The sequence below is a fragment of the Mucilaginibacter sp. PAMB04274 genome (assembly GCF_039634385.2).
Classification (GTDB): domain Bacteria; phylum Bacteroidota; class Bacteroidia; order Sphingobacteriales; family Sphingobacteriaceae; genus Mucilaginibacter.
The window spans coordinates 4949033-4972814 of the sequence record NZ_CP155081.2 but is presented as its reverse complement, the minus strand read 5'-3'; the positions used below and the strand labels follow the sequence as shown (position 1 = coordinate 4972814).

Below are 23782 nucleotides of genomic sequence, written 5' to 3'. Positions count from 1 at the left end.
TTTAATAAAAGTTACTGCCCGGCCTGCTTTGCTCTTTGCGGCGTTTGTATAAAAAGCGCAGGTACATTAACCAGCCCATACTTTTTTTAATGATTTGTGGCTTATCGTGCTTGAAAGCGTCATCATTAGCCACTGCCGAAAAACCGGTTAAGTTGTACCAGGCCACTGGTATGTCTACATATTGTTTTTTGATAGATTTATCACCCCATACCTGTAAGTTCAGCGCATAATCGGCATAAATGCGGTACTTTAAACTGTATTGGTATTTTTGAAACACCTTGGCAGGATAAAATATGGATTGATGGTTTATGCAGTACTTAGCTAACCGATATGCCGAAAACTCGCCTGTAAACAGCGGCCCTTCGGCTTTGGTGTTCCCATAATATATAGTGTCCTCGTCTTTCAGTTGCTGTGCCATAGCGCTAAAGCCGGTAAGCAGTCGGTCATCGGCCCCTAAAAAGTACAGCCATTTGCCGGTGGCCAGCCCGGCGCCTTTGTTCAGCGCATCGTATATGCCTTTATCGGGTTCGCTTACCCAGCGGTTAATGTATGCATTATACTGTTGCAAAACTGCAATTGTATCATCGGTGCTCCCGCCATCTACAATAATCACTTCAATAGCCGGGTAAGCCTGTGCTGTAATCGAATCCAGACAGCCGGGCAAATGTGTTGCTGCATTATAAGTAGCTATAATAATGCTTACCAGCGGTAGTGGCTGGTTTTGAACGGTACGGCTGCCTCCCTGCCTCATGTTAAACGGCTTTAAACATAAACTGATAAATTAAGCTATTTTTGCACAAACATACGGCATGCCTATCAGTATTGATGTCATAATTCCTTCTTTCCGGCTAACCCCGGCTACTTTATTGCCTATACTAAAGTTAGGAAGACCTGCCGATACACTTATACGCTTCTTTTTAATTGCCGATAACCCTACACTGGTGCCCGATGCCGGCATAGCAGCCCTGGTAGATAATGAAACGGTTAGTTTGATTATTAACGAAAATAATTTGGGCGCATCGGCCACCCGTAACCGCGGCATTGAAGCTGGTAAAGGCGACTGGATTTTGTTTTTGGATGACGATATCGAAGTAAATCCGGACTTATTGCTTACTTACGCAACAGCCGCACAGCAACAATCGCATGAAATTGGCTTTATTGGATTAGTAACTATGCCCCCCGCACCCACAGCTTTTGCCCGGGCGGTTTATGCTAATGGTTCAATGGCTATTTTTGGTGCAGCGCAGCATAATGAATATTTTGCCTGGGGAGCATCAGCTAATATTATGGTGAAGCGCAGTGCTTTGGGAGATGTGCGATTCTCATCAGCTTATCCTAAAACGGGTGGAGGCGAAGAGGTAGAGTTTTTTTTGCGTATACGCGCACAAAACGGATTTGCTAATTATCGCTGCTTGCCCCATGCACACGCCGAGCACCCCTGGTGGAACAATGGGCGGGCAGACTACACCCGCTTTTATCGTTATGGTATAGGTAACAGTTACCTAGCCCAACGTAATCCGGCTTACCGCTGGTACGATTTTTTAAACACACCCGAAACCTTGTTTTGTATAGTGGTAGCGGTATTTGTGGTCCACTTTTTTTACCGGCCTGTTGTGAACTATGGCTTATTCTTTATAGCAATTAGTTTATTTGCGGAATATATAACCAACATAATGCGGGTACGGCGCAATAACAAAAAGCTGTCTTTCGGCACCGCCTTTAATGTTATGCGCTTGCGCTTGGTATATGAATGGGGAACGCTGATTGGTAACCTCAAAAGATTCCGGTTAGCCGGAATGGGCGAACGTTTCAGCTATGATGGCAGCACCAAGGCCCGGCACTTCAGGCTTAACCGTTACAAGATTGTAAAGCTGGCTATTTACACCTTGGCTATTATAGCTTTAGTAGTATACAGGCAGCGTTAGCAGCAAAAAATTAAACTTCGTGGTAGCCGCTGGGGCAGTAGGTAAGTTTCTCACTTACGGTTTTTCGGTAAATGAGCTCGTTGGGCAAGAAGTTGCCCCTATCATGCCAGGGGTGAAAGATGTGATAGCTGATAGCCGCCATTTTAAGGCGCTTTTTCAGGACACCAGCATTAATAAGGCGCGCACCAAATTCGTAGTCTTCCCAGCCCCAGCCCTCAAAATCATTGTAGTAGCCGTTTATCTTAATGTAATCGGCGCGCCAAAAAGCTAGGTTGCACCCCTTTACATTCCAAGAGCTGCGCGGATCGGGCTTAAAGAACATGGACAACAAGGGTATACGTACCGCATTGAAACGGCTGTATAAGCCTTGAGACAGGGAGTGGAAGTTGACTTGTTTAGTTTGGAGTATTTCTTTAGTCTTGGCTTCGGTAAGCATGGTACGGCTACCTTGCATAAAGTATCCTTTGCGGGCGGCACGCTCATGATCGGCTACAAACTTGGGGTTCACAATAATGTCGCCATCAATTTCAATTATGTAATCCGCTTCAGACAATTTTACAGCTTTGTTTAGTATTAAACATTTCCGAAAGCCCTTGTCTTCCTGCCAGGCATGCTTTAAAGGAACGGTAAATAGTTTTCGGTAATGATCAATCAGCACGGTGGTTTCCGGGCGCGAGCCATCATCTGCAATCAGTATTTCATCGGGCATGCGCGTTTGGTGCAGCAAACTCAACAGTACCAACTCTAAAGCCTCAGGCCAGTTATAGGTTGATATGAGCACTGCTACCTTGAACCTGTTTTTGCCCACTGTTGGGGTATGTTGTCCATCCTGCGCCATTGTAGGTAGCAAAGATACAAAACACCACCTGATTAGTATAGGCACTATAGTAACAAGGCAGCTTGTTAAATACGATATAAAATAAAACAGGCAACCACCGTTAAGTACTTGCCTGTTTTTAAAATATATAATAGAATTTAGCTATTCATGATCTCCTCGATATGCTCAGCCTCTAACGGAATGCCTGCCATTAAATCGACATTGCCACCTTCGGTTATGAGGATGTTATTCTCCAGGCGGATGCCCAGGCTTTCTTCCGGTATATAGATGCCAGGTTCGCAGGTTAATATGTTACCCACCTCAAATGGCTTGTAGCGGCTGGCAAAGTCGTGTACATCCAAACCAAGGTGGTGTGAAGTACCATGCATAAAGTATTTTTTATACAAAGGTGCTTTGGAGTCTTGTTTTTCCACGTCGTGGCGGTCGAGCAAACCCAGGCCGATTAATTCGCCTGTCATGATCTTGCCTACTTCATCATGATATTCATTCCAAACTGTTCCGGCCACTATCATTTGCGTAGCCTGCTTCATCACCCTCAGTACCGAGTCATATACCTGTCGCTGGCGCGAAGTGAAGCGGCCGCTTACCGGTATTGAACGACTCATGTCTGCATTGTAATTGGCATACTCGGCTGCCCAGTCGAACAAAATTACATCGCCGTCTTTGCAAATCTGGTTGTTATCTATATAATGTAATACAATGGCGTTGTGGCCAGATGCTATAATAGGTGTATAGGCATGCCCGGTAGCACGCTGCCTTAAAAACTCATGTGTTATCTCTGCCTCAATTTCGTACTCCGCAACGCCGGGCTTTACAAATTTAAGTACACGGGTAAAAGCATCACGTGTAATATTGCATGCTTTTTGGGTCAGTTCAATTTCAACGGCCGACTTTACTACGCGGAGGTCTCTCATTATAGGAGCAGAGCGTTCATAATAGTGAAGCGGGTATTTGCTGCGCAGGTCTTCCAGGAATCGCAAATCGCGGTAAGGTACACCGGGCAGGAACCGGTCGTTCTCGTTTGTATTGATATATATATGTTCTGCATAGTTTATAATACTGTGCAAAATTGCTTCAAAGTCATGCAACCAGTATACGCTTTGTATACCTGAAGTCATTTTCGCTTCGTCCTTGGTATACTTGTGGCCTTCCCATACCGCAATGTGTTCGTTGGTTTGTCTTAAAAAGAGTACTTCTCTGTATAGTGGATTAGGACAATCGGGGAAAAGTAACAGTATACTTTGCTCCTGATCTATACCAGACAGATAAAAGAAATCGGCATTTTGTTTAAATACGAAAGTTTGATCTCCGCTGCGCGGGTATTCGTCATTAGCATTAAAAAGGGCTATGGAATTGGGCTTTAATCGTGAAACGAAATTTTTTCTATTTAAAATAAATAAGTTGTTATCTATAGGTAGATATTTCATGAAATAAGTTCATTTAATTTTTATAAAACAAAATTTTGCATTTATTTGTCTCCAATATTAGTAAAATTGGAACGGTGTTTGGTAAACGATCAAACATAAGTACTAATTTTAATAAGTAAAATCACAATTAAAAATTGTTTAATCTTAAAACTATGAACTATTCTACATTAAAGAAAACAGTCGCGCTTTCTTTTGTATCTCTCTTAGCTGTTGGCGCTGCCAATGCTCAGTCTGATTCAACTGCAAGCACTACAACGACATCAACTGGTACCGCCAAAGTATTTGGTGGCAGAGGCCAGTACAACACCTGGAGCTTTGGCCTGAACGCTGGCGCTGTATCACCAGTTACTGCTATCGGCGGTACTCATGATTACACTGACTACGTAGTGTCATTAGGTTACGGTGCTTCATTAAAATGGCAATTAGCACATTCATTTGCTTTGCAATTAGATGCAAACGGTGGTAAAGTTGCTGGTAACAACAACAGCGCTATTGGTGGCGCACGTGACGGTTTCCGTTCTTACGACTCTCGTTTTTGGCAAGGAACTTTAAGTGGTAAAGTAAACGTTGCTACTATCGATTTCTTACGTCGCAAAAATTCAGTTAACTTCTTCGTTAATGCTGGTGCTGGTATGATCTGGTACAACCCACACTTTATCACTACTGGTGGTACTGAGGCTCGTTACCTGAACGCTGATGGTTCTAAGCACTATGTAAAAAGCTTAGTAATTCCAGTTGGTGCTGGTGTTAAATTCCGTTTATCAGATGCTTGGGGCTTAAACTTAGGCTACAATGTTAACTTCACTGATGATGACAACTTAGACGCTCTGAAAAGAGGTTACCCTACTCGTGACCGTTATTCATATGGTTACGGTGGTTTAGAGTACACTTTCGGTTCAAGCTCAAAACCAAACTTAGAGTGGGTTAACCCAGTTGCTATGATGTATGACGAACTGTATGATGCAGCTTTACGTCAAGAAGTTGAAGCTTTAAAAGGTCGCGTTACTAACGTTGAAAACGCTGTTAACGACCTGAAAAAAGATTCTGACGGTGACGGTGTATCTGATCAATTTGACAAATGCCCTAACACTCCTGCTGGTACAGTAGTTGATGGTGCTGGTTGCCCAATCAAATTCCCAGCTGCTGATTCAACTGCAAATGCTGGTAATGCTCAGGCTTACTCAAACATCCAGTTTGACTTTGATAGCTCAGTGTTAAGAACTTCTTCTTACGGCGTATTAGATGCAGTTTCTGCTGATATGCGTTCAAACACTGCTAAATCTGTAACTTTAAACGGTTATGCTTCATCTGAAGGTACTGCAGCTCACAACCTGCGTTTATCTAAAGACCGTGCTAACTCAGTTAAAACTTACTTAGTAAACTCTGGTGTTGAAGCTCGTCGTGTTAAAGTAAAAGGTTTAGGTGAAACTAACCCAATTGCTGACAACTCAACTGAAGAAGGACGTGTAATGAACCGTCGTGTTGAGTTCTTGCAAAAATAATTTTAATAGAAATTAATACTTTGAAAAAGGCTCCGGATAACCCGGAGCCTTTTTTTATTACTTTTGTTTTATGTACTTCTTCCGCAAAAAGAACGATAACCGCCCAACCAGCTTTAACCTGAAGGTAATGCACATTATTAATGCAACAGCCATTATTATATTCGTCCTGGGCATTATCTGGAAGTTGATAGACTGGTTTATGCTTAAAAAATAATGAGTACTATAGTTAATACCACCAACGCGCCGGCACCAATTGGCCCGTACAGCCAGGCTGTTTTAGCAGGCAACATGCTGTTTGTATCAGGTCAGATTGCATTAGACCCTGCATCGGGCGAGCTGATTCTGACTGACATCCCTACGGAAACTACCAAGGTGATGGAAAATATTAAAGCCATTTTGACAGAGGCAGGACTCGAATTCGGCAATGTGGTAAAAAGCAGCATCTTTTTAAAAGACATGGGCGATTTTGCCAAAGTGAATGAAATCTATGGCTCATACTTTAGTAGCAACTTCCCTGCACGCGAAACTGTACAGGTAGCGGCCTTGCCTAAAAATGTGAACGTTGAGATTTCGGTTATTGCCTATAAAGGCTAAGCAGTTATATACCGGTTAACGTTGAACGCGTCAGTATTTCAAACTCCCATTGATTATTTAAAAGGTGTAGGTACAGCCCGTGCCGAAGTTTTAAAAAAAGAACTGGGTATATTTAGTTATGAGGATCTGCTGCGGCATTACCCGTTTAAGTATATTGACCGTACGCGCTTTTACAAAGTACGCGATATAAATCCAGAACTACCCCACATACAAGTTATAGCTCGCCTAACCCATAAAGAAATAATAGGCGAAAAGCATACCAAGCGTTTAATTGCACATGTACAAGATGATACAGGTGTAATGGAATTGGCCTGGTTTCAGGGTATAAAGTGGGTGGAGAAAAGCCTTATAGTAGGTAAGGCTTACATTATTTTTGGCAAGCCGGGCATGTTTAACGGCAAGCCGCAAATGGCTCACCCCGAAGTAGAGCCTTACTCGCCCGAGGCGCTTAAACGCAAAGGGAATATGACTTTGCAACCGGGTTACAATTCAACTGAAAAACTTAAAACGTTTTCACTTGATAGTAAAGGTTTGCAAAAACTGGTGGCTATATTGCTTGAGCAGTATGCAAAAGACATACATGAGAACCTGCCACTTTACATTCTTCAAAAGTTCAGGTTGATGGGTAGGGCAGAAGCATACCGCCAAATTCACTTCCCCGAGAGTCCCGACTTGTTGTATGAAGCTCAGCACCGGTTAAAGTTTGAAGAGCTTTTCCTGATACAATTACGCCTGCTCAAAAATAAGCTGCTACGCACCCAAAAGTTTAAAGGCAATATATTCGGCAGCGTTGGCGAATCGTTTAATACCTTTTACAATCACAAAATACCGTTTCCGCTTACTAATGCCCAAAAGCGGGTGTTAAAGGAAATAAGGTTGGATACCCAACGCGGCGTACAGATGAACCGCTTGCTACAGGGCGATGTAGGCAGTGGTAAAACCGTAGTGGCTTTAATGAGTATGCTGCTGGCTATTGATAATGGTTTCCAAACCTGTATGATGGCTCCAACAGAAATTCTGGCCAATCAGCACTATATATCTATCAAAAGCCTTTTAGGGGATGACTTTTTAGAGGTAGCGTTGTTAACCGGCTCTACCAAAAAGAAGGACCGCAAGGTGATCCATGAAAAGTTGCTAAGCGGCGAACTCAAGATTTTGATAGGAACGCATGCGCTCATTGAGGATGCCGTTCAGTTTCAAAACCTGGGCTTTGTGGTAATTGACGAGCAACATCGCTTTGGTGTAGAACAGCGTGCCAAATTGTGGCGCAAAAACACTATCCCGCCGCATGTGCTGGTAATGACGGCAACCCCCATTCCGCGTACGCTGGCCATGACTTTGTATGGTGATTTGGACGTATCCGTTATTGACGAACTGCCTGCAGGCCGTAAACCCATCGAAACCTTGCATTTTTATGAAACCCAGCGCCTGCAAATGTTTGGCTTCATGAAACGCGAGATTGCCATAGGCAGGCAGGTGTATGTAGTATATCCGCTAATTCAGGAAAGCGAAAAGCTGGATTTGAAGAACCTGATGGATGGTGTGGAAACCATGTTGCGTGAATTCCCGCCGCCGCAATATCAAATCAGCGTGGTGCATGGTAAGCTCTCCGCCACTGATAAGGATTTTGAAATGCAGCGCTTTGTAAAAGGTGAAACACAGATTATGGTGGCTACTACTGTAATTGAGGTAGGTGTTAACGTGCCCAATGCATCTGTAATGATTATTGAAAACGCCGAACGTTTTGGCTTGTCGCAGCTGCACCAATTGCGTGGTCGCGTTGGCCGGGGTGCCGAGCAATCATACTGTATTTTAATGAGCGGCCAAAAGCTGAGCCGCGAAGGCAAAGTACGCCTGGAAACCATGGTGCGCACCAATAACGGGTTCGAAATATCTGAAATTGACCTGCAATTGCGCGGCCCGGGTAATATTGAAGGCACCCAGCAAAGCGGCGTGTTAGATTTAAAATTGGCTAACCTGGCTACCGACCAGGAATTATTGCTACAGGCACGCAAAGCTGTTGAAGATATTTTTGCGCATGATCCGCAACTGGCCCTGCCCGAAAATCAAGTCCTGCATCAAGCTTCTCAGGCAAAAAATGGCGGCCTGAGTTGGGATAAGATTTCCTAATTGCTATCTTAACGGCATAAAACATCTCTTTTCATGAAATTAAAAGCTACCGTCCTGTCCTTAATGGCTGGTGTGGGTTTGTCCATATCTGCACACGGGCAAACCGATTCTGTTATGATGCGCAAGATTTTTGATGAAGCGCTGGTAAACGGCCAGTGTTATGAAAACCTGCGTTACCTGTGCAAAAAGATTGGTTCGAGACTGAGTGGCTCAACAGGTGCCCAAAAATCGGTTGAATGGAGCAAGAAGCTAATGGACGGCTATGGTTTCGACCGCGTTTACCTGCAAGAGGTAATGGTGCCGCATTGGGAGCGCGGCGCAAAGGAGCAGGGGATTATCATTAGCGGCAATACGCGCACACCTGTAGCGCTGGCAGCACTGGGCATGTCGGTAGCTACGCCAAAAGCCGGCATTACCGCCGAGGTGATTGAACTGCAAAGCGTGCAGGAGCTGCAAACTTTAGGCGAAGCCAAAATAAAAGGAAAAATCGTGTTTTTTAACCGCCCGTTTGATGAACGCTTTATCGAAGCAGGATCGGCCTACGGTACAGCCGGCGATCAGCGTAATGTTGGCCCCGGCATGGCGGCTAAGTATGGCGCTGTAGCCGTCATTGTGAGGTCGCTTACAAGCGCGCTGGACAACTATCCCCATACGGGTGGTACCAACTATGGCACTAACCCTAAAATAGCCGCAGCAGCGTTGTCAACAGTAACAGCGAACAAGTTAAGCAGCTTGTTAAAGCAAAAAGGTTCATCGCCGGTAAAGTTTTTTCTGAAAACCAATTGCCAAATGCTGCCTGATGTTTTATCGTACAACGTAATTGGCGAAATTAAAGGAACTGAGAATAACAATAAATACATATCTGTAGGCGGTCACCTCGATTCATGGGATTTAGCTGAAGGCGCACATGACGACGGTACTGGTGTCATGCAGTCGGTTGAGGTGTTGCGCATATTTAAAGCGCTAGGCTATAAGCCAAAAAACAATGTGCGTGCCGTGTTTTTTATGAACGAGGAGAATGGCCACAAAGGTGGCATCAAATATGCAGAGCAGGCTTTAAAAGATAAGGAAGAGCATATTGCAGCTATTGAGACGGATGAAGGCGGCTTTACACCAAGGGGCTTTAGCTTTGAGCGTGCTACCCCTGCCTTTCTGAACGCGGTAAACCAGCAATGGAAAAAGCTTTTTGAACCGTACGAAGCCGACAGGATGGTAGCAGGCGGCGGCGGTACGGATATCGGTCCGCTACGCGAAACACATCCTAACATAGCGCTTATTGGTTTCCGGCCAGATTCGCAACGGTATTTCGATATTCACCATACGCCTAATGATGTGTTTGAGAATGTGAACAAGCGTGAACTGGAATTAGGCGCTGCGTCTATTGCATCGCTCATCTATCTGATTGACCAGCACGGTTTGAATTTTTAAACTAAGGTTGCATTGTGGAGAGTGAGTTGTTTGATGTAAAGGGTTTATAATGAGCTTTCAGAATACATTATCGGTTATACTGCTTTTTGTATTTAGCGGCCTCTTTAGTTGCAAGAGTAATACCTCGCAAAAGGTGGCCGACCGCAAAATGCCCATTGGTAACAGTATAAAAACTGAGAACCAAAGCGAACCTAGTGGCGATATAACCGGGCCTGAAGAAAAGTATACTGATAAGGATTTTAAAGAACATGTAGGTGATTGTTTTGAAAGAAGCAAGTATAGCCTGCCCTACCAAGGTACTATCAATCCGGAAAAAGCCAACTATAAGATTCTTCCTTGTGAAATTTCCGGTGTAGATGATTTTCTTTGTGAAAACAAGGGTTTGAGGTATATTTCGCTACCCTACTTTGACAAAGTTAATGTAGTACTGGTTCCGATGGACTGTGGCGACTTTAGCTACCGCTATTACCTGCTTACTATAGTTGATAAGAAAGTTGTTGCTAACCAGTATGTGGAAGGTGAGTGGTTTGAGCCGGATGATGATCATTATAAAGAACTTACCACATTTTCTATTGACAAGAATTACAAGATATCAATAGTGACTAACCAAATTGAAAACGGCAACGCTAAGCTTAAAGAAAAATTGACTTACCAGTTAATGTCTGACGGAAAGCTCCGGGAAATTTGAAAAAGGTAAGATCATATTATCGAAATTCACCTGGGCAATACTTTATTTAAACGCCATAAAAGTACTTAATGAGAAAAACCCTAACCTTAACATTAATTGGAGTAATTGCAATTAGCTCGATTTATGCCTTGGTTCATTATATCAAGATGGACGGATTTTCGTTTGCGTGGATCCTGAATTTTCTTTTAATGTTCTTTATGATTCTTTTTACCGACACATTAAAAAGTCAGCTCACTTCTTCTTACTTTAAAGACAAGAAATGGGAAAGACGTGGGAAAGTATACGAAGGTTTTGGAATAAATCTATTCAGAAAGTTACTGGTTTTGATTGGCTGGGAAAAGCTTACACGAAAAACCAACCCGATCGGGAATAATACTAAATCCTTGATGAATTTATATTACCAAACAAAAAAGTCTGAACTGGACCACTTAATCATCTTACTTATAGTTTTAGGATTTAACGTTTTTGTTGCATTCAAATTCGGAGTTGTGAAATCTTTGTGGTTACTCCTGTTAAATGTTTTATTACACCTTTATCCAATTTTTCTCCAACGATATAATAGGCCACGAATTGAAAGGGCCATAAATTTAAGTACACGGAAGTAAAATTTTTACCGCTACCAGATGGGGCATACCTTAATATTATGAGTGAGCATACCTGTAATTTTGAAGTTGTGCTTACAGATTTTCAATGGTAATAAAAGCATGTTAGTAGCCTGCTTTAGATAACATTTATAAAACAGTTTACTATGTAGCCATAGGAGATTAGTGGAAAAGAATTTATAAAAAAAGCGCCTTTCTAATTAAGAAAGGCGCTTCAGTAGCCCGTAGGGGAATCGAACCCCTGTTTCCAGAATGAAAATCTGGCGTCCTAACCCCTAGACGAACGGGCCAAATAATAAGTGGTCGGTATTTAGATATGATTAAAGTTGACCATTCCTTTAATCATCAAAGTAGCCCGTAGGGGAATCGAACCCCTGTTTCCAGAATGAAAATCTGGCGTCCTAACCCCTAGACGAACGGGCCAAATATAATTGGCATTCTAAAGTTGGTTTCGGTTAACCTATAAGATTAACTTAATGCCCAACACAATAGCTTAAACCAAAGAACAATCCCTTATTTTGGGACTGCAAAGATAGACGTTTATCTGAAAAAGTAAAAAATATTGGTTAAAAAATGTTTAAATTTTTTATGTGTAAGCTTAAAAGGGGGTATATGAAACAAAAGGATGAAAAGATTATTTTTACTAATGTCATCCACAAGCTTGCTACCTTGTGTTAACACAATGACCTATCCATTATGAAAGCCGTATGGAATAACCACGTAATTGCCGAAAGCGATCAAACCATTGTTATCGAAAACAATCATTATTTTCCGAAGGAGAGCGTTAATTCCGATTTTCTTCAATCTTCAGATACCCACACTACCTGTCCCTGGAAAGGATTGGCTTCTTATTATACATTAGAGGTTGAAGGCCAGCAGAATAAGGATGCTGCCTGGTATTACCCCGAACCTAAATCGGCTGCGGCTGAGATAAAAGATTATGTTGCCTTTTGGAAAGGGGTAAAGGTAAGCGAATAATGAAAGTATATGATGTAATTGTTATCGGTTCGGGGCAGGCCGGTAGTCCGCTGGCACGTAAAATGGCCAAGGGTGGGAAAAAAGTGGCCATTATAGAGAAGCGTTGGGTTGGCGGTACCTGTGTAAATGATGGTTGTACACCAACCAAAACCATGATAGCCTCAGCTCGTGCCGCTTACCTGGCCGGTAGGTGTGATAATTTGGGCGTTCATATTGATGGTTTTCGTATAAATATGCCTCAGATTAAAAAGCGCAAGGATGATATTGTGATGCACTCGCGCAGCGGGAATCAAAAAAGTTTAGAAGACGATCCTAACATAAATCTTTTGTTTGGCGAAGCCAGTTTTACCGGCCCTAAATCAGTTAGAGTTAAATTGAACGAAGGAGGTACTGAGGAATTACAAGCCGAATGGGTCTTTATTAATGCAGGCTTGCAAACTGTTGTGCCTGATGTTGATGGACTGCAGAACATCGATTACTTAACATCAACCAGTATACTGGAACTCGAGACCGTGCCTGATCATATTTTGGTTATAGGAGGTAATTATATAGGATTGGAGTTTGGGCAGATGTTCAGACGCTTTGGAAGCCAAATCACCTTATTAGAACGTGGCCCACGCATTATGAGCCATGAGGATGAGGACATAGCTACCGAGGTCAATCATATTTTGGAAGAAGAGGGAATTGCTATTCATGGCAATGCGCAGGCTAAAAAGTTTGAAAAAAACGCTGATGGTAAAATTTTAGCCACGCTTGATCTGGGCGGCCGTACCGAGCAACTCGAGGTTTCTCATGTACTGGTAGCGGCGGGCCGCGAGCCGCAAACCAAGGCGCTTAATCTCGACGCTGCAGGCATAGCAGTGGACGATAAAGGGTATATCAAGGTTAATGAAAAACTGCAAACTAACGTGCCTGGCGTTTATGCGTTAGGCGATATAAAAGGCGGACCAGCATTTACCCACATCTCCTACAACGATTTTACCATAGTATGGCGCAACCTGCTGCAAGGTGAGGATTTAACCACTAACGGTCGTCCGCTACCTTACTGCATGTTTACTGACCCTCAACTGGGTAGGGTGGGTATAAGCGAAAATGAAGCTAAACAACAGGGCTTAAACTATAGAGTTGCTGTGCTGAAGATGGAAAACGTAGCTCGTGCTGTTGAGGTAGGCGAAACCCGGGGCCTGATGAAAGCCGTTGTAGATGCCGATACCAAGCAGATATTAGGCGCAGCTATATTAGGCGAGGAGGGCGGCGAAATCATGACTGTTTTACAGATGGCTATGGAAGGCGGTATAACTTATGACCGGATACGGTATTGTATTTTTGCCCATCCTACTTATAGCGAATCGCTTAATAATCTGTTCATGAAATTGGATGATTGAGGTAAGATCCTGAAACGGTATTAACAACAAAGTGTACTGTTGCTGTGCAAAATTTGGTGATTGTTCTATGTAAGCTGCTTTTGGTATAATATCGTTATATTTAGCCATGATTAAGGTCCAAAACCTAAGTAAGCATTACGGCCAAACCAAGGCCGTTGATGATCTGTCGTTTGAGGTTGCGGAAGGCGATAACCTGATTTTGCTGGGTACCAGCGGTTGCGGAAAAACCACCACCTTAAAAATGCTGAACCGTTTAATTGAACCTAGCAGCGGTAAGGTGTATATTAACGGACAAGACATAACCAAACAACCTGTAGAATTATTACGGCGTAATATGGGTTATGTATTGCAAAACAATGGCTTATTTCCTCATTATACAATTGCCGAAAATATAGCTGTTGTTCCTAAATTGTTAAAATGGGATAATGAGCGCATCAATAAGCGTACGCAAGAGCTTCTCAATAAGCTGCATCTTCCTAACGATCTTTTAACAAAATATCCAAACCAATTAAGCGGAGGCCAGCAACAACGTGTTGGCCTGGCGCGTGCACTGATGGCCGATGCGCCCGTATTATTAATGGACGAGCCTTTCGGCGCATTAGACAACATTACCCGCGCACAAATACAGGCTGAGTTTAAAGAGCTTGACGAATTAAAGCGCAAAACCATAGTAATGGTAACGCATGATGTACAAGAGGCTTTTGAACTGGGTAACCGAATAGCATTGATGAACAAAGGGCGCCTGTTGCAAATAGGTACACCGGCCGAATTACTGTTTAAGCCGGCTGATGAATTTGTAAAAGGTTTTTTGAACGCGCAACGCCTGCAGTTAGAACTAAAAGCCATTACCCTGCAAGATATATGGGAACTATTACCACCCGCAACTGATATATCGGGTGCTGATGTTAACCTGCCATCAACCTGTAGTATGTGGATGGCCATGGAAGTACTTAAAGGCAATACCGAAAAGGTGTTAATTGTACCGCCGCCGGCTATCGAGGCCAAAACTATAACCTTTGAGCAACTCATGACGGCTTATCACCAGTATCAAGTAAATCTACCGGTATGAACGAGCAACAGCAAACGTTATGGCAGTTTATGCAGCAACAGTCGGGCAAGTTGTTTACCCAAACACTTGAGCATATAGGGCTAACCTTCGTTTCTTTACTAATTGCCGTAGTTATTGGTTTGCCGCTGGGTATACTTATTGCGCGTAAAAGGAAATTGTCGGGCACGGTATTGGGTATTGCGGGAGTGCTGCAAACAATTCCGAGCATTGCCTTACTAGGGTTTATGATACCCTTATTGGGCATAGGCGCTAAGCCGGCTATTGTGGCTTTGTTTTTATATGCCCTTTTGCCTATCATCCGTAACACTTACACTGGCATAACCGGGGTTGATGCTGCGGTAAAAGAGGCGGCTTTAGCCATGGGTATGAGTATAAAACAAGTGCTGCTTAAGGTAGAATTGCCCTTGGCTATGCCTGTTATATTAGCCGGTATACGCACTGCTACGGTAATTAATGTAGGGGTTGCTACCCTTGCATCGTACATAGCTGCCGGCGGATTAGGCGAATTTATCTTTGGGGGCATATCGCTCAACAATAGTAATATGATACTGGCCGGTGCCATTCCTGCAGCGCTATTGGCTATCCTGTTCGATTTGCTATTGTCGGCTTTGCAAAAAATTAGTTTTAAGAAATTGAAAGTTGGCTTGTATGCCTTACCTGTTATAACGCTCCTGTTGGCCTCTTTCTACTTAATTCCGTCTGCTATGGGCACCAAGCTAACGGCCGGTTTTACACCTGAGTTTATGGGGCGACAAGATGGCAACCTTGGATTGCAGCAAAAGTACGGCTTAAAAATGCACACTATCGTGATTAACGATGCCGTGATGTATAAAGCAGCTTATGAAAAGCAACTTGATGTTATTAGCGGTTACTCTACCGATGGCCGCCTGAAAGCTTATAACTTAATGGTGCTGGATGATGACAAAAACATCTTTCCGCCCTACTACGCAGCGCCTATAGTAAGGCAGGATGCCTTGGCGAAGTTTCCGGAACTGGAAAAGACACTTAATCTTCTATCGGGCCATATTAATGATTCGGTAATGACGGAGCTAAACTACCGCACCGACTACCTGCACCAAACGCCCGAACGTGTAGCCAAAGATTTTTTAGTTGCCCATCATTTATATAAACCCAGCCAAAACGGCCATGCCGGAACTGTACGCATTGGTTCCAAGGTGTTTGGCGAACAATATATTTTGGCTAGTATGTACAGTATGCTGATTGAAGGCTACACGCCTTATGCTGCATCAACCAAAACCGGCTTGGGCGGTACAAAAATTTGCTTTGATGCACTAACCAATAACCAAATAGACTTTTATCCCGAATATACCGGCACCGGTTTATTGGTATTACTGCAGCCTTCAGTCAAGGTAGTGAATGAGGTGGGGGCAGACCGGGATAAAACTTACCAATATGTGCAGCAGCAGTTTAAACAGCGTTACCATATACAATGGTTAAAACCAATAGGCTTTAATAATGCGTATGCTTTAATGATGCGGAAACAACAATCTGATGACCTGAACATCAAAACAATTACCGACCTGAAACGCTTTTTGGATAGTAATAAATAGTATGACCCTAGCCGACTCTTACAGAACGGTACGCCGCCGTACCGAGCGTATCTGCAGCCATTTGCAAACCGAAGATTACGTTGTACAGCCCATTGCAGATGTGAGTCCGCCTAAGTGGCACATAGGGCATACCACCTGGTTTTTCGAAACCTTTATTCTGAAGCCGTACTTTATGGGTTACCAGGAGTATGACCCCAACTTCAACTATGTATTTAACAGTTATTATGAAACCGTTGGCGCACGCGTAATCAGGACCGATAGGGGTAACCTGAGCCGGCCAACCGTGCTGGATGTTTACCGCTACCGCGAATATGTGGACGAAGCCATAGAGCGGTTCTTATGCCAGGAGCCATCGCCCGAGGTAAAGGAGCTTTTTATATTAGGCCTTAACCACGAGGAGCAGCACCAGGAACTCTTATACTACGATATTAAATATATACTGGGTCATAACCCACTTTTCCCCGCTTATGATAAGGATTATTCCTGCCCTAAGTTTGAGAGTACCCCCGGCTTAATCAGTATTAGCGAAGGTGTGTATGAAGTGGGGTATCAGGGTGAAGATTTTTGTTTTGACAATGAACTGAACCGACATAAGGTTTACCTGAACGCTTACGAGATTAGCGGTAGCCTGGTAACCAATGGTGAATATCTGGAGTTTATTAACAGCAATGGTTATCAGGATTTTAGGAACTGGCATGCCGAAGGGTGGGACTGGGTAAAAGTAAACCAGGTAAGCGCCCCTATGTACTGGCACCTTATAGATGGCGAATGGTTTGTTTACACCCTGCGCGGATTAGAGCCGCTTGATTTGAAGGAAAGCGTTGGGCATGTTAGTTATTACGAAGCATATGCCTATGCCTCCTGGAAAGGTATGCGACTGCCAACTGAGTTTGAGTGGGAAGTAGCCGCTACACATTTTAATTGGGGCAAATGCTGGGAGTGGACCGAAAGCGCATATTTGCCCTACCCGGGCTTTAACAAAGCACCCGGTGCTATAGGTGAATATAACGGCAAATTCATGGTTAGCCAAAAAGTGCTGCGCGGCGCTTCAGAAGCTACGCCACAGGGGCACAGCCGCATCACCTACCGTAATTTTTTTCATCCAAATATGCGCTGGCTTTTTAACGGTATCCGTTTAGCCAAATAGTAATTGTTACTTATGAAGAATACCGATACCTCTGTAGCCGAGTTTAGCATCAACCAACAATTTTGTGATGATATATTGGCTGGTCTTACTGCATCGCCTAAATACCTGGAGGCAAAATATTTCTACGATACCCGCGGAGATGAGCTCTTTCAGGATATTATGAATTGTGCAGAGTATTATCCTACCAAATGTGAACTGGAAATATTTACCCGCCAAACTGAAGAGCTGGCCCAGGCCATTATAGCCGATGGCAGCGCTTTTGACCTGATTGAACTGGGTGCCGGCGATGCCATGAAATCTACCCACCTGCTACGGCATCTGCTAAACCAACGGGCGGAGTTTACTTATGTGCCCATCGATATATCGGGCCATGTGATCAATTATTTGCAAGATGCACTCCCGGCTGCCTTGCCGGGCCTGCAGCTCACCGGCCTTACCGGTGAGTATTTTGAAATGCTCGAACAAGCAGCTCAACTTTCACAAAGGCGTAAGGTGGTTATGTTCCTGGGTTCAAACATTGGCAACATGCCGGTAACCGATGCCCGGCAGTTTTGTGTGGAACTGCGCAGCCACCTCACCGCAGGAGACAGTGTGCTGATGGGAGTTGACTTGAAAAAGAATCCCAAAATTATCTTAGCTGCCTATAATGATGCACAGGGTTTCACACGCGAGTTTAATCTTAACCTGTTAACCCGTATTAACAGTGAGTTGCGGGCCAACTTTAATATTGAGGCTTTTGAGCATTATCCAACTTACGATCCTCAAACTGGTTCCTGCAAAAGTTACTTAATTAGTTTGACCGATCAGCAGGTGCAGCTTTGCGGTCAAACCATAAGCTTTGCTAAGGATGAATATATCTACATGGAAATCTCACAAAAATACACGGTACAACAGGCCGACAGCATGGCCAATGATTCGGGCTTTAAACCTGTTTGCCATTTTTTTGATAGTAAAAACTGGTTTTTAGACGCTATTTGGAAGGCTGTGTAAAACGCTTGTAAGGGATTTTATTCTGGCTGTTTAAAAAGTTATTTTAGGCTGCAATACTGCAACATTTAACATGTAAAAAATACACTAACCTATAGTGCTACCTGACAAATTTTTAGTTGATTTGTAATGCAAACCAATCAATTCTAAATAATGGAAGATTTCTCTCTTAAGGATAAAGTGATTTTAGTTACCGGCGGTACCGGTGTTTTAGGCGAGGCCTTTATTAAAGGTATTGCAAAGGCTGGAGGTACCGTGGGTATATTGGGTCGTAATGAGAAAATAGCTCAGGAACGTGCTGATGCCGTAAATGCCGACGGTGGTAAGGCCATAGCGCTAATTACGGATGTAATGAAGGAGGCCGACTTGATAGCTGCCCGTGATAAAGTACTGGATACCTACGGCCGTATTGACGGATTGGTTAACGGAGCCGGGGGAAATATGCCAGGCGGTGTGATACAGCCCGACCAAGATATATTTACCATGAACATGGAGGGCATGCGCCAGGTAATGGACCTTAATCTTTGGGGTACTTTGATGCCTACTCAAATATTTGGCGAGGTAATGGCAAAAGGCGGCAAAGGGAGTATCGTGAATATTTCATCCATGGCATCGCAACAGGCAGTTACCAAGGTGCTGGGTTACAGCATGGCTAAAGCAGCTGTTGATAGTTACACTAAGTGGTTTGCAGTTGAAGCAGCCAACCGTTATGGCGATGCTATACGTATGAATGCCATTGCACCAGGCTTTTTTCTGACTGAGCAAAACCGCACGCTGCTTACCCAGCCAGATGGTAGCTATACTGAGCGCGGAAATCTGGTTATAAAAAATACGCCATATAAGCGCTTTGGCAAAGCCGAAGAATTGATTGGCGCACTAGTTTGGTTGCTGAGTGATGCATCAGCCTTTGTTACCGGTACGGTTATCAATGTTGATGGTGGCTTCTCTATATTCAGCGGCGTTTAATTGTCTTTCATTTAAACTATAAAAAAAGAAAGGCTTCCTGATAATCAGGAAGCCTTTCTTTTTTATAATAAATTATGATCAAACATTAAAAGATAAACCCAGGTAATAATGAATATCAGCGGGATCATGAAAGGGGATATCCGTTGAAAAACCCGGTCGCGCTTATTGCCATTAAGCATTGGGTAATAGTTTTCAGCTGAGCTGCCGTCGGTAACTGCTTTATAGTTTCTGCGTAGCTTACGCATGTAGAATAAGCCAGCTATCACATCAATGAAAGTGAATACTGCTACAGCTAACGCTGCAATTGGGAATATCACAGCCAGCATTTGTTGCTTCTGAAATAATTCGGGTGATGGTGCTTTGGCTGTTACCAGCATTGCATACACATTGAAAAAAAAAGATTGACCGATAGATAGCCATATAACCCTTTGGTTAACGGCATTGTCATGATGTTCTATTTGGGCCCGGCTAACGCGGTAAATTTCCGATAGCGCTTGTTCTTGTTGATTATCAGCCATTATGATGTTTAAACGTTTATGTTATTAACACCAGGATAAATCATTAGTTTGTAGATTAATAATTTAACTGACAGTTTTCGTCATCATTTTTAAAACTAGAGACTTTATAATACAAAAAGAATTTTAAGCTGGTAATGAGTATTTGTCCTTACGGCCAAATTTTTCTACGGTAATCTGGCCTTTACTTTTCAGGTTTGATAGCACGTTCGAGATTTGCCTGCTGATGGTTTTAGCGTCAGACTTAGGTTCGTATTGTGCCATGGCGTTGGCGATGTCTTCGTTAAAGCCCGAACCGATTTCTTTCAGGGCAAAGGCTATTTTAGCGGTAATGGGCAAATTATCAGCATACTTTTCCGGAATTTCCAGCTCTTTTGATGGTTTAGGCTCGGCAGGGGCCTTAGCAAGTGTGGCTTTTGCGGCTGGTTGCGATATGTGATTAGTTTGGTTGCCGTTGCCCGCAACCGGTTCGGGCAAAAAGGCAGTTAAAATACCTTCCAGCCTTTTAGCTTCTTGCTGGTGAAAATTAATTTTTTCCTTGAGGTGGTTAATAATATCCTGCTCGGTAATATTTGCCATTACGATGTGTATTTAGGTAGTAAATACTAAACTTACAAGTTATGTCCAGGATTGTTTAGGAACTATGGTAAACCAACAATGATCTTACCCTGTCGCACTTTGGTCAATTCGTGGGTCTTCGGGCAATATTTCCATGTCCGGAAATTCTATATAATCGGCGTACCATTGTATAGCGCTAATCACATCAAGTGCGTCTTCAGGACTAATGTTTATCGTCTCGAATGCATACAGTTTATTGTCGGCATAGCCAAAAAGCTGAATCTCATTGGTGTCCGGCGTAAAATCTTCGTTTGTAACGCAGTATACTTTAACCTTTAACGCACTATCACGTGAGTGTATAACGTCGCGGCAAGGGTCATTCGGATCGGTAGCTAAAAGGAATACGTTATGGTCCATAAAGAATTTAACACGTTATAAGTTATATAGTTTAAGATATTATAATTCAAATCGGTGGCACAGGCATACAGCCTATAGAATGGTGAATTGGTAACTATTATTAAACAAAAGTTGCCTTGAGCATGTTTTTAAAAAATAATGAGTTCAAATACACTGTCGAAATATATCATAACCGGAATGCTTTTAGTATTATTGGCATCGTGCAAGGATAATCCGCGCAATAAATTTGGCGGGCCCTCAAATAATCCGCATGATACGGCAGCTTCCCGCCGGGATACCAGCTCGGTAGGCAACCGTACTGATGGTAGGGAATAAATCACAGTTTAACTATTGGGAAATTTTTGGGAATCAATTTCACACTCCACAGTAAATATTTCTACACATTTAATTGAGTAGTACTTAAAGACAACTCAGGCGCTCTAAAAACGGGCTTTTTAACTCTTGGTATAACAATTGCCTATATATAATAGCCCTACTCAAAGGGCTGTTTTTCATAGGTAGATGTAGAGTCGGATAACTGCGAGAGTGATCCGACTTTTTATTTATATACCTGTTTTAGATGCCAGTGCATCCTGGGCAAAACGCATCAAATCTTTGGCGTTGATGTAACCAACAGTGTTTAATATCACCTCGCCTTTAGAGTTGCAAATAATTAAGGTAGGGTAGGCACGCATGCCCCACTGCTGAGCCAAACTTGGGTTATTACCCTGTTCCATATCTAATGCCGCATTTACAAAGTTTTTATTGAAGTACTCGGCTACCTGTTTGTCCCTAAAAGTAGTGGCTTTGAGCATTTTGCAGGGGCCGCACCAGGTAGCGTATGCATCTATAAAGATGAGCTTTTTTTGAGCCGAAGCCTGCTTTAATGCTTGTTGCCAATTGGTTGCTGTAAAGTTGATCTGTGCTTTTCCGGTTTGTGCCAAAGCACCTACAAATAAAAGCACCAGTAAAGTTTTAAGTAGTAGTTTCATCATTATTGTCAAATACAAGTTTATAATAAATAAGCAGCCTTTTAATTATTCAGGCTGCTTATTTTATTGCGTTTTATCTAAGGTCGGCGATCGCCACGTTGCGGACGCTGGCGTTGTTGCTCAGACTGCGTTTCTCGCTGCTGACGCTGTTGCTCCGTTTGTTGCTGACGCTGCTGATCGCGTTGTTGCCTTTGTTGCTCCTGCTGCTGGCGTTGCTGATCTTGTTGTTGCCTTTGTTGCTCCTGCTGCTGGCGTTGTTGATCTTGTTGTTGGCGGCGTTGTTGCTCGGCCTGCTCGCGTTGTTGACGCTGCTGATCTTGTTGCTGGCGTTGTTGATCTTGTTGTTGGCGGCGTTGCTGCTCGGCCTGCTCGCGTTGTTGACGCTGCTGGTCTTGTTGCTGCCTTTGTTGATCTTGCTGTTGGCGTTGTTGATCAGCTTGCGCCTGCCGCTGCTGCTCAGCCTGCTGGCGCATTTGGGCTTGTTGTTGATCCTGTTGTTGCCTGCGTTGCTCTTGCTGCTGGCGTAATTGATCACCCTGCTGGCGCTGCTGGTCAGCTTGCTGCTGCTGGCGGCGCTGTTCAAACTGCTGGCGTTGCTGTTCGCGCTGCTGATCGGCCTGTTGTCGCTGTTGTTCAGTTTGTTGTTGCCCACGCTGGCGGCGTTGCTCAAAATCTCTCCGTTGCTGTTCACGCTGCTGTTGTTGCTGGTCATTCCCTTGCTGTTGCGGTGTGGCTTGTTGCTGCTGGCTGCGCTGCTCCACCTGTTGGCGTTGCCAATCGCGCTGCTGGCGTTGTTGGTCGCCGGTTTGCTGTTGTTGCCTGCGCTGCTCAAATTGCTGACGGCGTTCCTCGGCTTCTTTACGTTGCTGGTCGCTTAATTGTTGCCCGTTTTGATTTTGCTGGCGGCGTTGCCAGCTGTTATTTCCGTTTTGGTCGCTTTGCCTGTCGGGCCAGTTAGGTCTGTTACCTTGGTTGGGAAATGAAGGCTGGTTTGGTCTGTTATCGCGGTTATTGTTGTATGGGCGGTTATCATTACGGTTACTGTTTATTCTAACTACATTGCGGTTAGCGGCATCATTACTGCGGGCAATGTTAGCCAGCCGGGCTGCATTTTGATAATTTACTGAAGCGCCCCTGTTGCGGTCACCAATGCGAAAGTTTGGATTAGCATTGCGATAAGCACTTGCATTTACCACACGGCCGGGACGCGCATAATCTACCCGTCTAACCTGCGGGCGGTAAACATTTAAGTCATTATTACGGATAGAAAATCTACCCGGTCTGTTCAGGTTATTAATGTTATAGACTTGCACACGGTTGCGGGTAACTCTTTCAATATCAAAAGCCCTTGGCCCTGCAATGTAACGGCGGCTGTTGCGGGTGTAAAAGTTGTTAATAATGTTACTACGGCGAAATATGTTTACTATACGTGGGCGTGGCACATAGTAATTATATATAACCGGGCTGTTGATGTACGCCTGCGGAGCAAATACCCAATAATCTTCTGGAATGGAATAATCGTTACCAAAGGCTGCATCCAGGCTTACATCTGGTCCAAGTGGCGCCCAGCCGTAATAGCCATCGCCGCTGCGCCAGTCAACCCAGGCTGGTCCCCACTCATAGCCTGGTATCCATTCCCAGCCATAATAATCATCAAACCGCCAGCGCCCGTAATGGAAGGGAGCCCAGCCCCAATCGTAATCAGACACCCAGGTGTTACCATACTCGGTCATTACCCAGTGGCCATTGGTGGCATAAGGCTTAAAATCCTGGTCTGCATCGGGTACCCATACGCTGCCGTATTCGGGGTCGTCAAGCCAGGTGCCGTATTGTTGCAACTCATCGTAAAATTCCTGAAATGTTATTTCATCGTCTTGAGCGGCTGCTTTATGAGACACTGCCACGGTAACCAAAAGGGCCAGGCAGCATAACTTTGTATATTGGATAAACCTTCTCATTATAATAGGTATTAATGGCTTAATTGCTGAAGGTTGGACACATATAAAGCAAAAGCGTTTAACGTTTGTTGTGTATTGTATGTAAATAGTTTGTGGTAGAGGCCTATCACCTATTGAAAGAATTTT

24 protein-coding genes and 2 tRNA genes are annotated in these 23782 nt (G+C 43.7%); 16 read left to right on the top strand and 10 right to left on the bottom strand.

The annotated features are described in order from the left end of the window. Position 1: 1 nt before the first annotated feature. Positions 2–751, bottom strand: coding sequence for a glycosyltransferase family 2 protein (locus tag ABDD95_RS21390; protein WP_345949395.1), 750 nt, complete (start codon positions 749–751; stop codon positions 2–4). Between the two features lie 58 nt (positions 752–809). Between ABDD95_RS21390 and ABDD95_RS21385 the strand changes: the two genes are divergently transcribed. Continuing rightward, complete coding sequence (locus tag ABDD95_RS21385) at positions 810–1925, top strand: glycosyltransferase (RefSeq protein ID WP_345949394.1); 1116 nt, start codon at positions 810–812, stop codon at positions 1923–1925. Positions 1926–1935: 10 nt separating this feature from the next. Here ABDD95_RS21385 and ABDD95_RS21380 read toward each other — a convergent pair whose 3' ends face one another. Both ABDD95_RS21380 and ABDD95_RS21375 read right to left on the bottom strand, forming a co-directional pair. Then, positions 1936–2763 carry a glycosyltransferase family 2 protein gene (locus ABDD95_RS21380; RefSeq protein WP_345949393.1) on the bottom strand — a complete coding sequence of 276 codons (828 nt, stop codon included), beginning with the start codon at positions 2761–2763 and terminating at the stop codon, positions 1936–1938. 137 nt (positions 2764–2900) lie between these two features. Next, the gene (locus ABDD95_RS21375) at positions 2901–4190 is read right to left on the bottom strand and encodes an aminopeptidase P N-terminal domain-containing protein (protein WP_345949392.1); all 1290 of its coding nucleotides are present in this window, start codon (positions 4188–4190) and stop codon (positions 2901–2903) included. A 152-nt stretch (positions 4191–4342) separates the two neighbouring features. Here ABDD95_RS21375 and ABDD95_RS21370 point away from each other — a divergent pair, with 152 nt between their 5' ends. The 7 genes from ABDD95_RS21370 (at position 4343) to ABDD95_RS21340 (ending at position 11137) form a co-directional block, all read left to right on the top strand. Continuing rightward, the gene (locus ABDD95_RS21370) at positions 4343–5692 is read left to right on the top strand and encodes an OmpA family protein (RefSeq protein ID WP_345949391.1); all 1350 of its coding nucleotides are present in this window, start codon (positions 4343–4345) and stop codon (positions 5690–5692) included. A 70-nt stretch (positions 5693–5762) separates the two neighbouring features. Next, on the top strand, positions 5763–5906 hold the full coding sequence (locus ABDD95_RS21365; RefSeq protein WP_345949390.1) for a DUF6728 family protein: 144 nt from the start codon (positions 5763–5765) through the stop codon (positions 5904–5906). Next, complete coding sequence (locus ABDD95_RS21360; RefSeq protein ID WP_345949389.1) at positions 5906–6286, top strand: RidA family protein; 381 nt, start codon at positions 5906–5908, stop codon at positions 6284–6286. Before ABDD95_RS21365 ends, ABDD95_RS21360 begins: the two co-directional genes overlap by 1 nt. Before the next feature lie 21 nt (positions 6287–6307). Then, positions 6308–8416, top strand: coding sequence for an ATP-dependent DNA helicase RecG (recG, locus tag ABDD95_RS21355; protein WP_345949388.1), 2109 nt, complete (start codon positions 6308–6310; stop codon positions 8414–8416). Positions 8417–8449: 33 nt separating this feature from the next. After that, the gene (locus ABDD95_RS21350; RefSeq protein ID WP_345949387.1) at positions 8450–9844 is read left to right on the top strand and encodes a M20/M25/M40 family metallo-hydrolase; all 1395 of its coding nucleotides are present in this window, start codon (positions 8450–8452) and stop codon (positions 9842–9844) included. Between the two features lie 49 nt (positions 9845–9893). Beyond that, the gene (locus tag ABDD95_RS21345; RefSeq protein ID WP_345949386.1) at positions 9894–10532 is read left to right on the top strand and encodes a hypothetical protein; all 639 of its coding nucleotides are present in this window, start codon (positions 9894–9896) and stop codon (positions 10530–10532) included. Between the two features lie 68 nt (positions 10533–10600). Continuing rightward, entirely contained in the window at positions 10601–11137 is a 537-nt protein-coding gene (locus ABDD95_RS21340; RefSeq protein WP_345949385.1) for a hypothetical protein, read from the top strand. A 215-nt stretch (positions 11138–11352) separates the two neighbouring features. On the opposite strand, the gene ABDD95_RS21335 is transcribed toward ABDD95_RS21340, so the two are convergent. Together ABDD95_RS21335 and ABDD95_RS21330 are read right to left on the bottom strand one after the other, a co-directional pair. Beyond that, positions 11353–11424, bottom strand: a tRNA-Glu gene (locus ABDD95_RS21335). Positions 11425–11485: 61 nt separating this feature from the next. After that, positions 11486–11557: transfer RNA gene (locus tag ABDD95_RS21330), tRNA-Glu, on the bottom strand. Positions 11558–11830: 273 nt separating this feature from the next. On the opposite strand from ABDD95_RS21330, the gene ABDD95_RS21325 reads away from it, so the two are divergent. From ABDD95_RS21325 to ABDD95_RS21295, 7 genes are all read left to right on the top strand, one after another. Then, positions 11831–12112 (top strand): DUF427 domain-containing protein, encoded by a 282-nt coding sequence (locus ABDD95_RS21325; protein WP_345949384.1) that lies wholly within the window; start codon positions 11831–11833, stop codon positions 12110–12112. Beyond that, the gene (locus tag ABDD95_RS21320) at positions 12112–13497 is read left to right on the top strand and encodes a mercuric reductase (protein WP_345949383.1); all 1386 of its coding nucleotides are present in this window, start codon (positions 12112–12114) and stop codon (positions 13495–13497) included. Before ABDD95_RS21325 ends, ABDD95_RS21320 begins: the two co-directional genes overlap by 1 nt. A 106-nt stretch (positions 13498–13603) precedes the next feature. Then, positions 13604–14566 (top strand): ABC transporter ATP-binding protein, encoded by a 963-nt coding sequence (locus tag ABDD95_RS21315; RefSeq protein ID WP_345949382.1) that lies wholly within the window; start codon positions 13604–13606, stop codon positions 14564–14566. Continuing rightward, positions 14563–16137 carry an ABC transporter permease/substrate-binding protein gene (locus tag ABDD95_RS21310; RefSeq protein ID WP_345949381.1) on the top strand — a complete coding sequence of 525 codons (1575 nt, stop codon included), beginning with the start codon at positions 14563–14565 and terminating at the stop codon, positions 16135–16137. The genes ABDD95_RS21315 and ABDD95_RS21310 overlap by 4 nt, the downstream gene beginning before the upstream one ends. Before the next feature lies 1 nt (position 16138). Then, entirely contained in the window at positions 16139–17284 is a 1146-nt protein-coding gene (gene egtB / locus ABDD95_RS21305; RefSeq protein ID WP_345949380.1) for an ergothioneine biosynthesis protein EgtB, read from the top strand. 12 nt (positions 17285–17296) lie between these two features. Continuing rightward, positions 17297–18274 carry an L-histidine N(alpha)-methyltransferase gene (gene egtD, locus ABDD95_RS21300; protein ID WP_345949379.1) on the top strand — a complete coding sequence of 326 codons (978 nt, stop codon included), beginning with the start codon at positions 17297–17299 and terminating at the stop codon, positions 18272–18274. A gap of 150 nt (positions 18275–18424) precedes the next feature. Beyond that, entirely contained in the window at positions 18425–19237 is an 813-nt protein-coding gene (locus tag ABDD95_RS21295; protein WP_345949378.1) for an SDR family oxidoreductase, read from the top strand. Positions 19238–19299: 62 nt separating this feature from the next. On the opposite strand, the gene ABDD95_RS21290 is transcribed toward ABDD95_RS21295, so the two are convergent. From ABDD95_RS21290 to ABDD95_RS21280, 3 genes are all read right to left on the bottom strand, one after another. Then, the gene (locus tag ABDD95_RS21290) at positions 19300–19755 is read right to left on the bottom strand and encodes a hypothetical protein (protein ID WP_345949377.1); all 456 of its coding nucleotides are present in this window, start codon (positions 19753–19755) and stop codon (positions 19300–19302) included. A 123-nt stretch (positions 19756–19878) separates the two neighbouring features. Beyond that, complete coding sequence (locus ABDD95_RS21285) at positions 19879–20331, bottom strand: hypothetical protein (protein WP_345949376.1); 453 nt, start codon at positions 20329–20331, stop codon at positions 19879–19881. An 84-nt stretch (positions 20332–20415) separates the two neighbouring features. Continuing rightward, positions 20416–20727, bottom strand: coding sequence for a hypothetical protein (locus ABDD95_RS21280; protein ID WP_345949375.1), 312 nt, complete (start codon positions 20725–20727; stop codon positions 20416–20418). Positions 20728–20865: 138 nt separating this feature from the next. Between ABDD95_RS21280 and ABDD95_RS21275 the strand changes: the two genes are divergently transcribed. Continuing rightward, entirely contained in the window at positions 20866–21042 is a 177-nt protein-coding gene (locus tag ABDD95_RS21275; protein ID WP_345949374.1) for a hypothetical protein, read from the top strand. A 227-nt stretch (positions 21043–21269) separates the two neighbouring features. On the opposite strand, the gene ABDD95_RS21270 is transcribed toward ABDD95_RS21275, so the two are convergent. Next, positions 21270–21701, bottom strand: coding sequence for a thioredoxin domain-containing protein (locus ABDD95_RS21270; RefSeq protein ID WP_345949373.1), 432 nt, complete (start codon positions 21699–21701; stop codon positions 21270–21272). 74 nt (positions 21702–21775) lie between these two features. Continuing rightward, complete coding sequence (locus ABDD95_RS21265) at positions 21776–23656, bottom strand: DUF6600 domain-containing protein (RefSeq protein ID WP_345949372.1); 1881 nt, start codon at positions 23654–23656, stop codon at positions 21776–21778. Positions 23657–23782: the final 126 nt, after the last annotated feature.